Source organism: Blastococcus litoris, from assembly GCF_003075095.1.
Lineage (GTDB): Bacteria > Actinomycetota > Actinomycetes > Mycobacteriales > Geodermatophilaceae > Blastococcus_B > Blastococcus_B litoris.
On record NZ_QCZF01000016.1, the window covers coordinates 20,960 to 30,470 of the forward strand.

5 protein-coding genes and 1 pseudogene are annotated in these 9,511 nt (G+C 77.8%); 1 reads left to right on the top strand and 5 read right to left on the bottom strand.

Translation table 11 applies throughout. The features are described 5' to 3' along the window. Window positions 1-148 precede the first annotated feature (148 nt). Genes DCS98_RS21975 through DCS98_RS21995 form a run of 5 tightly spaced genes read right to left on the bottom strand, consistent with a single transcriptional unit; the run spans window position 149 to window position 7,512 of the window. Complete coding sequence (locus tag DCS98_RS21975) at window positions 149-1,312, bottom strand: VWA domain-containing protein (RefSeq protein WP_116453622.1); 1,164 nt, start codon at window positions 1,310-1,312, stop codon at window positions 149-151. Continuing rightward, window positions 1,309-3,570, bottom strand: coding sequence for a DUF5682 family protein (locus DCS98_RS21980; RefSeq protein ID WP_116453623.1), 2,262 nt, complete (start codon window positions 3,568-3,570; stop codon window positions 1,309-1,311). The genes DCS98_RS21975 and DCS98_RS21980 overlap by 4 nt, the downstream gene beginning before the upstream one ends. After that, window positions 3,567-4,679, bottom strand: coding sequence for an ATP-binding protein (locus DCS98_RS21985; protein WP_116453624.1), 1,113 nt, complete (start codon window positions 4,677-4,679; stop codon window positions 3,567-3,569). Before DCS98_RS21985 ends, DCS98_RS21980 begins: the two co-directional genes overlap by 4 nt. Further along, window positions 4,676-6,202: a DUF5691 domain-containing protein gene (locus tag DCS98_RS21990; RefSeq protein ID WP_116453625.1), complete on the bottom strand. Its 1,527-nt coding sequence runs from the start codon at window positions 6,200-6,202 to the stop codon at window positions 4,676-4,678. The genes DCS98_RS21985 and DCS98_RS21990 overlap by 4 nt, the downstream gene beginning before the upstream one ends. After that, complete coding sequence (locus DCS98_RS21995) at window positions 6,199-7,512, bottom strand: SWIM zinc finger family protein (RefSeq protein ID WP_116453627.1); 1,314 nt, start codon at window positions 7,510-7,512, stop codon at window positions 6,199-6,201. Before DCS98_RS21995 ends, DCS98_RS21990 begins: the two co-directional genes overlap by 4 nt. 162 nt (window positions 7,513-7,674) lie before the next feature. Between DCS98_RS21995 and DCS98_RS22000 the strand changes: the two are divergent. Next, window positions 7,675-9,511: pseudogene (locus tag DCS98_RS22000) on the top strand (cation-translocating P-type ATPase); the annotation flags it as partial.

The window sequence follows — 9,511 nt, forward strand, 5'->3', positions numbered from 1 at the left end:
CGGGTTGCGCCCCGCCCGCCAAACGTGGCCGATGACCGGCAGATGGTTTCGCGCGCAACCGTCCGGGGCACGGGGTCCCACACCGGCCCCGGCGTGGTCGTGAAGTCCCCGCGCCTGGGCCGTGTCCCTCCGCCGGGGTCCCGCCCGATCAGGTGGCGGCGCCCAGCGTCCGCTGCGCCCACGCCCCCACGTCGCCGCGCTCGAGCGCCACCGCGAGCAGGTCGGGGAACGCGTCAGGAGTGCACGCGAACGCGGGGACACCCAGTGCGGCGAGCGCGGCCGCGTTCTCCCGGTCGAACGCCGGGGCGCCCTCGTCGCTGAGCGCCAGCAGCACCACGACCTGCACGCCTGCGGCGGTCATGTCGGCGACCCGCTTGATCATCTCGTCGCGGATCCCGCCCTCGTAGAGGTCGCTGATGAGCACGAACAGCGAATCGCCGGGCCGGGTGATCAGGGACTGGCTGTAGGCGATGGCGCGGTTGATGTCGGTCCCGCCGCCGAGCTGGGTCCCGAACAGCACCTCCACCGGGTCGGCCAGGTGCTCGGTGAGGTCCACGACCGCGGTGTCGAAGACGACGAGCGAGGTCCGGAGGCTGCGCATGCTGGCCAGCACGGCGCCGAAGACGCCGGCGAAGACGACCGACGCCGCCATCGACCCCGACTGGTCGATCGCCACGACCACGTCCCGGGCGACCACCTGCTGCCGCCGTCCGTACCCGACCAGCCGCTCCGGGACGACGGTGCGGTGCTCGGGCAGGTAGTGCGCCAGGTTGGCCGCGATCGTCCGGTTCCAGTCGATGTCGCGCAGCTTCGGCCGGCGGGTGCGGGTCGCCCGGTTCAGCGCGCCCGACACCGCGGCCTTCGTCCGCTGGGCCACCCGGCGCTCGATCTCGGCGACGACCTTCGCCACCACCTGCCGCGCGGTGGCCCTGGTGTGCTCGGGCATGACGTGGTTGAGGCTCAGCAGCGTGCCGACGAGGTGCACGTCGGCCTCGACGGACTCCAGCAGCTCCGGCTCGAGGAGCAGCTGGGTGAGGCGCAGCCGCTCGATCGCGTCCTTCTGCATGACCTGGACGACGGTGGACGGGAAGTAGCTGCGGATGTCGCCGAGCCAGCGGGCCACCCGGGGCGCTGAGCCGTTCAGCCCGGCCGACCGCTGCCCGGGCTCGGTCCGCTCGGTGTCGTAGACGGCGGCGAGCGCGCCGTCCATCCCCGCGTCCGCACCGCCGAGGGCGACGCCGAGCGCGTCGGCCGACGGCTCGCCCAGGAGCAGCCGCCACCGCCGGAGCCGTTCGGTCCCGTCGTCGGTCATGCGGGGATCCCGAGCAGCAGCCGGACCGCGGGCAGGGTCGCGGTGGCCAGGTCGGCGTCGACGTCGTCGTCCGGGTCAGCGGTCTGCTCGCGGGCGGGACCGCGCCGGACCCGCTCGGCGATGCTGCGGCGCTCGGGCGGCTCGAACGACCCGAAGGTGCGCCGCAGCAGGGGCAGGACGTCGGGGAAGGCGTCGCCGGGCAGGTCGCTCACCCATGCGTCGAGCAGCCCCAGCAGCTCCGCGTCGTGGACCAGCAGCGTGCCGCCCCCGGAGAGGAAGCCCTCCACCCAGGCCGCCGCGGCGGCCGGCGCGGTCCCGACCGACAGCGCCCGGGACAGGCGCGCACCGGCTGCGGCCGTGTCGAGCCGGCGGCCGTCCAGCAGCAGCCGGACCAGCCGGCCGGTGACCAGGCCGTGGACGTCCGTGCGGTCCGCCAGGCCCGCCAGGGTGGCCATCCACCGGTCGCCGGCCGGGCCGTCGTCCCACAGCCGGACGGCGGCGTGCACGGCGTCGATCCGCGCGCGCAGCACCGCCGCGGCGTCGTCGTCCAGGCCCGTGAGGGCCGGCGGCAGGCCGGCGCAGATCCGGACGAGGAGCGCGGCGGCGACCGTCGCCAGCGCGGAGGTGCCGGTGCCGCGGACGTCGCCGTAGCGCAGCGAGCGGACCAGCGCCGGGAGCGCCTCCATCAGGTGCACCACGTCGGTGTCGACGGCGGCCCGGGCGTCGAGTGCCCCCAGGAGTCCGGGCAGGGCGTCGGGCAGGTCGGCGAGCAGGCACGCCTCCACCGCGGAGGTGAGGTGCGACAGCGGCGAGTCCCCGCTCCGCGCCTCCTGGGTGATGCGCGCCGTGGCGGCCGCCGCGATCGTCGTCCCCCACACCGAGGCCTCGGCGAGGGCGACCGAGAGCTCGGGCTCCCAGACGAGCGACCACGCCTCCCGGAAGGTGCCGAGGTTCCGGGAGGCGCCCCGTGCCGGGACGCCCCAGGGGACGCCGAGCAGCCGCAGGCGGTGCAGCAACCGGCTGCGCTCGAGGTCGTTCGTGCGGCGCAGGTCGAGCTCGACGGTCTTCGCGGCGGCGTCCCGCTTCAGCCGCAGGGTCGTGGCCTGCCGCCGCAGGTCGGCCTCCAGGGGCACGGCGGGAGCGCTGTCGGGGACCTCGCCGAGCGCTTCGCCGACGACGACCCGCCGGGTGACGAGGTCCAGCGCCACCTCGTCGCCCTCCACGAGGACGGCACGGGTCGCCTCGGTGACCTCCTCCAGCCCGGCGAGTGGCCGGCCCCGCAGCACCGCGAGGGTCTCGGCCAGCCGCACGGCCTCGATGACGTGGGCGCTGGACACCGGCAGGTCCTCACCGCGCAGCACCCCGGCGACGCCGGTCAGCCAACGGTGCACCGGCAGGTCCGGCGCCGTGAACAGGTGGTGGTACCAGCCGGGGCTGGCCACGCCGGCCCCGTATCCGGAGGCTGCCGCCAGCCGGCCGTGCGTCCACGGCACCCAGGTCAGCGTGACCTTCCGGCGCGGAGCGCCGCGGAGCACCGCGGCGTCGGCGTTCGCCGGGGGGAGCGGGGCCGCCAGCGCCGGTGTGTGCCACGCGCCGCAGACGACCGCCACGCGGGTGCGGCCCTCCTTGAGGACACCGCGCAGCACGGAGCGCATGTGCGCCTCCCGGCGCTGCTCCCGGGCCTGCTCGCGCGGCGCGGCCTCGGGGGCGCTCGCCCGCAGCTCCGCCATGGCCTCGTGGATGGCCTCGAACGGGCCCTCGCCGGTCAGCCGGGACTCGACCACGTCGTCCCACCAGCGCTCGGGGTCGTCGAAGCCGGCCGCCTCGGCGAGCAGCGCGATCGGGTCGCTGCGGACCTGCTGCTCGATCGCGTCGGTCGACGACTCCGCGTCGTCGCCGAGCATCGACTCCCGGTCGGCCAGCGACGTGCTCGCGGGCAGGTCGCAGAACCTGACCGGCACGCCGTGCGCCGCGGCCCACTCGAGCGCCTGCCACTCGGGGCTGAACACCGCGAACGGCCAGAACGACGCAACCCCCGGGTCGTCGGTCGCGTAGGCCAGCAGCGCCACGGGCGGGCGCATCCCCTCCTCGGCGACGAGGGGGACCAGGGCGTCGGCGTCGGCCGGTCCCTCGACCAGGACGACGTCGGGCCCGAACTCCTCGAGCGCCGCACGGACCGTCCGGGCCGAGCCCGGGCCGTGGTGGCGCACGCCGAACAGCCGGACCTCCGGCGCCTCCGTGCCGGTCGCTGCGGTCACCCGGAGACCTCGCGGCAGGCGCGGTAGAAGTCGCCCCAGCCCTCGCGCTCGCGGGCGACCGCCTCCAGGTACTCGGTCCAGGCGACGGTGTCGGCGACCGGGTCCTTCACCACGGCGCCGACGATGCCGGCCGCGACGTCGGCGGGCCGCAGCACGCCGTCGCCGAAGTGCGCCGACAGCGTGAGCCCGGCGGTCACGACGCTGATGGCCTCGGCCGTCGACAGCGTCCCCGACGGCGGCTTGAGCTTGGTGCGGCCGTCGCCGGTCAGGCCGGACCGCAGCTCGCGGAAGACGGTGACGACGCGGCGGATCTCCTCCAGCGCCGCGGGCGTCTCGGGGAGCTCCAGCGACCGGCCCAGCGACTCGACCCGGCGCGCCACGATGTCGACCTCGTCGTCGAAGGACGCCGGCAGCGGCAGGACGACGGTGTTGAACCGGCGGCGCAGCGCCGAGGACAGCTCGTTGACGCCCCGGTCGCGGTCGTTGGCGGTGGCGATGACGTTGAAGCCCTTGGCCGCCTGCACCTCGGTCGACAGCTCGGGGACGGGCAACGTCTTCTCGCTGAGCACGGTGATCAGCGCGTCCTGCACGTCGCTCGGGATGCGGGTGAGCTCCTCGACCCGGGCGATCCGGCCCTCGCGCATCGCGGTCATGATCGGCGAGGGGACGAGGGCCGCGTCGCTGGGGCCCTCGGCGAGCAGGCGCGCGTAGTTCCACCCGTAGCGGATGGTCTCCTCGGCGGTGCCGGACGTGCCCTGCACCAGCAGCGTCGAGTCGCCGGAGACCGCGGCGGCCAGGTGCTCGCTGACCCAGGTCTTCGCCGTGCCGGGGACGCCGAGGAGCAGGAGCGCCCGGTCCGTGGCCAGCGTCGCGACGGCGACCTCCACCAGCCGGCGCGGGCCCACGTACTTGGGCGTGATCACCGTGCCGTCGTCCAGGGTCCCGCCGAGCAGGTAGGTGACGACGGCCCACGGGGACATCTGCCAGTGCGGCGGCCGCGGCCGGTCGTCGGCCGCCCGCAGCGCCGCGAGCTCGTGCTCGGTGGCCTGCTCCGCGTGCGGGCGCAGCAGCGCGGCGCCGGTCGGGTCGACGGTGGGGGAGGCGGTCAACGGAGCTCCTCGAGCATGTCGTGGCGGAAGGACAGGGTGTCGGAGAGGGCGGAGAGGGCGGCCCGCCAGGGCGAGTCGCCGGCCTGCCGGGCGGCCGCGGCGGACAGCGCCGCCGCGTGGTGCACCGGCAGCCGGTGGGCGGCCAGGCGCAGCCGCTCCCGGACCGTCCAGTCGTCGGCCGGCCCCGCCGGCCGGACGAGCCAGGCGGCCACCCGGTCCGCCAGGACGTCGGGCCACGGACCCGGGCAGGCGGCCAGCAGGTCGGTCGTGGCGTGCGAGGGCCGGTGCAGGTGGTCGCCGACCGCCGCCGCGACGTAGCCGGCGCGGTCGCCGCGGTCCAGCACGCGGACCAGCCGCGGGCCGTCTGGACCGAACGCAGCCACGCCCAGGAGCGCGCGGGCCCAGGCGCGGTCCCGCTGGGCGACGGCGGCGTCGGTCCACGCGCCGAGCAGGACGTCGCGCCAGCCGTCGGCCACCTCGCTGCGCACGAGCCGCTCGACCGGCAGGCCGGTCAGCGCCGGCCAGAGGGACAGCGGCGCCGCGGCGACGACCTGGCGCGCCCACCACGCCCGCTCACCGGTGCCCAGCGGTGGCTTCACGCGCACGCCGTCGCGCACGGCGGCCCTGTCCACAGCGGCGGGCGGCGCCACGGCCAGCGTCGTCCCGGAGCGCTCCGTCCGGGCCAGGACGACCGGCCGCGCGCGCTCGGCGGCCCGCCGGGCGTAGGCCGATCCGGGGAGGCGCTGCAGCAGCGGGACGGCGCGTTCGCGCACGCTCGTGCGCCGGTCGTCCAGTGCCGTCTCCAGCAGCGGTTCGTCGGCGGGGGAGAGCGTGGGCGCCAGGGCGTCGAGGAAGGCCTCCCGGTCCTCCACCGTCTCCCGGCCCCACGAGCCGGTGAGCAGCTCCCGGGCCAGGTCGGGATCGGCCGTGCGCAGGCGGGCGAACAGCGTGCGCCGCTCCCCGGTCACCCCGGTCGCCCAGAGCGCCGCCGGGTCGGCCGGCACGCCGTCGCCGGGCGCCGGGTCGCCGGCCGTCAGCAGGCGCGCCCAGTCGGGCCGGTACGCGGCCAGCCACCGGCCCCGTGAGCCGAGGACGGGGCCCAGCGTCGCCGCCACCCCCGCGTCGCGCGTTGCGAGGTCGAGCAGGACCGGGAGCGCCCGGGGCGGGAGACCACGACCGGCAGCGGCTGCGGCGCCGAGCCACTCGACGAGGAGCAGTCGCTCCGTCGGCCCCTGCGGCACCGAGGTGAGGGAGGCCAGCCGTGCGCTCGCCGCGGGGCCGATCTCGGGGACGTCGTCGTCGGGAGCCGCCTCGCCCGGGGTCACCGCCGGGACCGCCGGCCGGCGCCCCGCGCGCCGGTAGGGGACGGCGAGCGCGGCGGCGTCGAGCAGGGTCGTCGCCGGGTCGCGGTCGCCCGGCGCGCCGGCCGCCACGGCGACCGGCTCGGGGAGGCCGGTGAGGTCGACCGCCCGCCGCGCCGTCCCCAGCAGCGCCGTCGCGGTGAGGTCCTCCCAGCCGGTCACAGCTGCACCTGCCGGTCGCCGTCCAGGACGGCGAGGGGGCGGAGGCCGGCGGGGGTGTGCTCGGCCGCGAGCACCACCGGTCGGCCGGCCGAGACGGCCAGCAGGCGCCACAGGTCGGCGTCGGGGAGCAGCGGCGCCCGGTCCCCGCGGGCGTCGATCCCGGTCCAGCCGGCCTCGCCGGGGACGACGGTCAGGTCCCGGACGACGACGGGCCAGGACCTCGTCCACGGGTCGGCGGCCACAGCGGCGGCGAATGCACGGGCAGCGTCGCGGAGGGTGCCGCCGGCCGGCCAGGCAGGGGGCCGCGGCTCCCCGGACCGCTCGCCCACGAGCGCCCGCAGCGGTGCCGCGCCCGGGTAGAAGTGGAGATCGGCCTCCACCGACGTGCCGGGGACCAGCGAGGCGTCCAGCGGCTGCCCGGGCGGGGCGAAGGACAGCACGAGCGCCACCCGGCCGCTGGCCGAGCCGTGCAGCCACACCCGGCGGGCGGTGAGCCGGTCCTCCTCGCGGTCGCGCACGGCCAGCACCTGCCACTGGTCGCGCACCGGGGCCGACGCCAGCACGTCGTCCTTGGCGACGGGGTAGCCGACCTCCCGCCGGACGCAGGCGGCCAGCTCCTCCGGGAGCTCCCCGAGCCGGCGGTGACCGGCGACGGCGAGGTGCAGCAGCGCCAGCTCCTCGAGCAGCCGGCCGGGCCACCCGTCCCCGGCGGCGACGACGCCGGGCAGGGCCCGCAGCCGCGAGGCGAGCCCCGGGGCCTGGGCGTCGACCATGCGGGCGGCCACCGTCTCGAACGGCCGGTAGCCCGCCCGCTCCAGCCCGGCGAGCCCGCCGCGCACCTGGTCGGCGAGCCAGGTGCCGAGCTCCTCCACGCCGGCGGCGACCCGGGCGGTGCGCTGCTCCGCCCGCCGGGCGGCGGCCTCCGGATCCGGGGTCGCCGCCGCGTCGGCGGTGCGCCCGGCGGCCCGCTCGGCGCGCTCGGCCCGGCCAGCCAGCCACGGCTGCGCCCAGTCCGGCGGCGATCCGGTCCCGATCCCGCCGGCGGCCCACAGCAGCAGCAGCCCCAGCGCGTGCTTGCACGGGAACTTCCGGGAGGGGCAGGAGCACGTGTACGCGGGCCCGGTCAGGTCGACGACGGTCTGGTACGGGGTCTTCCCGCTGCCGGCGCACAGACCCCAGACGGCGGCGGGCTCCTCGGCAGCGCCGGTGCCCGACCAGGGCCCTCCGCCGGAGAGCTTGCGCGCGGCGGCCACCGAGCTGCTGTCGGGCGCGAGCGCGAGCACCTGGTCGGCGCTCCAGGCGGTCGGCACGACCCGGAACACTAGGGGGGTCGCGGTACCGCGTGGTTCCGTGGGGCCGGATCGGGTGAACGCGGTCACCGGTCCGTGTCGGCGGGCGCTCGCGTCGCACCGGGGGGACGGACCCGGGAGGCCGGCGTAGCGTCCGCGGCACAGCCGTTCCAGGGGACGCCGATGGCACTGCGACGCCGCATCGAGGCCGCCGCACGGGCGGCCCTGACCGGTGCGGCGCTCGCGGCGACGCCCGCCGTCCTCACCGCGGGGCTGCTCGCCGAGCCGTCCCGCGCCGCCGCCCGCGTCGCCCGCACCGTCGCGCAGACCGGGACCCGGGCCGTGGGCACGCTGGTGACCGGCGCGGACCCCATCCCGGACGGGCACGTCCGCAGCCTCGCCCGCGTCGCGCGGGGCATGTTCGAGCCGCCCGGCGCCCGGCACACCCGCCGGCTCTCCGCCGACCACCGGCACGTGCAGGTGGAGGTCGCCGTCCCGGAGGCGGGGGACCGCTCGGAGATCCGCAGCGCCCTGCGCCGGAACCTGGAACGGCTGGACGGCGTCGAGTGGGCCACCGTGAACGACGTCGTGGGACGGGTGCTGGTCGGCATCGACGACCGCCGCGTCTCCGCCGAGGAGGTCGTCGGCGTCGTCACGGCGATCGAGCAGGGCCGGGGCGCGGCACGCGTCTTCCCCCACCGGCAGGACCACCCCGCCGACCTCGAGCCGCTGCTCGCCGCCGTGCTGGACGCCGCCGTCGACACCGCCGCCGTCGGCGTCGCGTTCGCCGCCAGGGTGCTGCCGGTGCCGGCGCTCACCCGCCACGTGACGCTGGCGATCGCGCTCCTGGACTCCCAGCAGTGGATCAAGGACGGCCTCGAGGCGCGGATCGGCGCCGTCGGCACCGATCTGGCGTTCACCGGGACCAGCGCGCTGCTGCACGCGCTGACGCAGAGCCCCACGATCCCGGCGATCAACGCCGCCGCGGCGCTGCAGCAGGCCCTGGCGGTCCGCGCCCGCCGCCAGGTGTGGCGCCGGCGCGAGGCGGAGCTGTGCCGCCCCGAACCCGAGGCCGACGTCGCGGCACCGCTCGCCCCGCCCGGGGACCGGCCGGCACCCCTGCCGACGGGGCCGATCGAGACCTACCGCGGGCGGCTGGGCCCCGCCGCCCTCGGTGGCGCCGTCGGCCTGCTGCCGCTGACCCGGAGCCCCGGGCGGTCCGCCGACCTGCTCAAGGCGCTCACGCCGAAGGCCGCCGTCCTCGGTCGGGAGTCCTTCGCCGCGGTGACCGACCTGCTGATGTGCCGGCGTGACGTGCTGCCCCTGGACGGCTCGGCCTACCGCCGGCTCGACCGGGTCGACACGGTGGTCGTGGACGCCGACGTCCTGTGCACCGGCCCGCCCGTGGTCGTCGACGCGCAGGCCGACGCCGACGGCTGGGACGACAGCGCGGTCTGGACGGCGGCCGCGCGGTTGCTGGGCACGGTGGACGGCGATCGTCGGGACGGCGGCCGGCTCCGGCTCGGCCCCGCGCGCTCCGCCCCGGACCAGCCCGGAGGGCAGCTGCGCACCCTCCTGCAGGGGCGGCGCCGCGTCGGGCAGGTCACCGTCGCGCCCGAGCTCGACCCGCACGCGGAGGCGCTCCTCGCGATGGCCGGAGGAGCCGGTCACCGGCTGGTGCTCACGCCGCACGTCGGCACGCGCGAGATCGCCGCGGCCGCCGACGAGACGATCTCGGCGGAGGAACCCCTCGTCGACACGGTGCGACGGCTCCAGGCACAGGGCCGGGGCGTGCTGGTCGTGTCGGCGTCCGACGGGCCGGCCCTGCTGGCGGCCGACGTCGGCATCGCCCCGGTGCGGGAGGGCCGGGCGCCGGCCTGGGGCGCCGACCTGGTGGCGCCACCCGGGCTGGCCGACGCCTGCCGGCTGGTGGCCGCGACCGCCGCCGCGCACGGGGTGGGCTCGGGCGCGGCCGGGACCGCCCTGACCGGCAACGTCCTGGGCGCGCGCGAGCTCACCC

Coding starts and splice junctions, on each gene's coding strand:
- DCS98_RS21975 (WP_116453622.1), bottom strand. CDS start 1,312: ATGACCGACGACGGGACCGAACGGCTCCGGCGGTGGCGGCTGCTCCTG.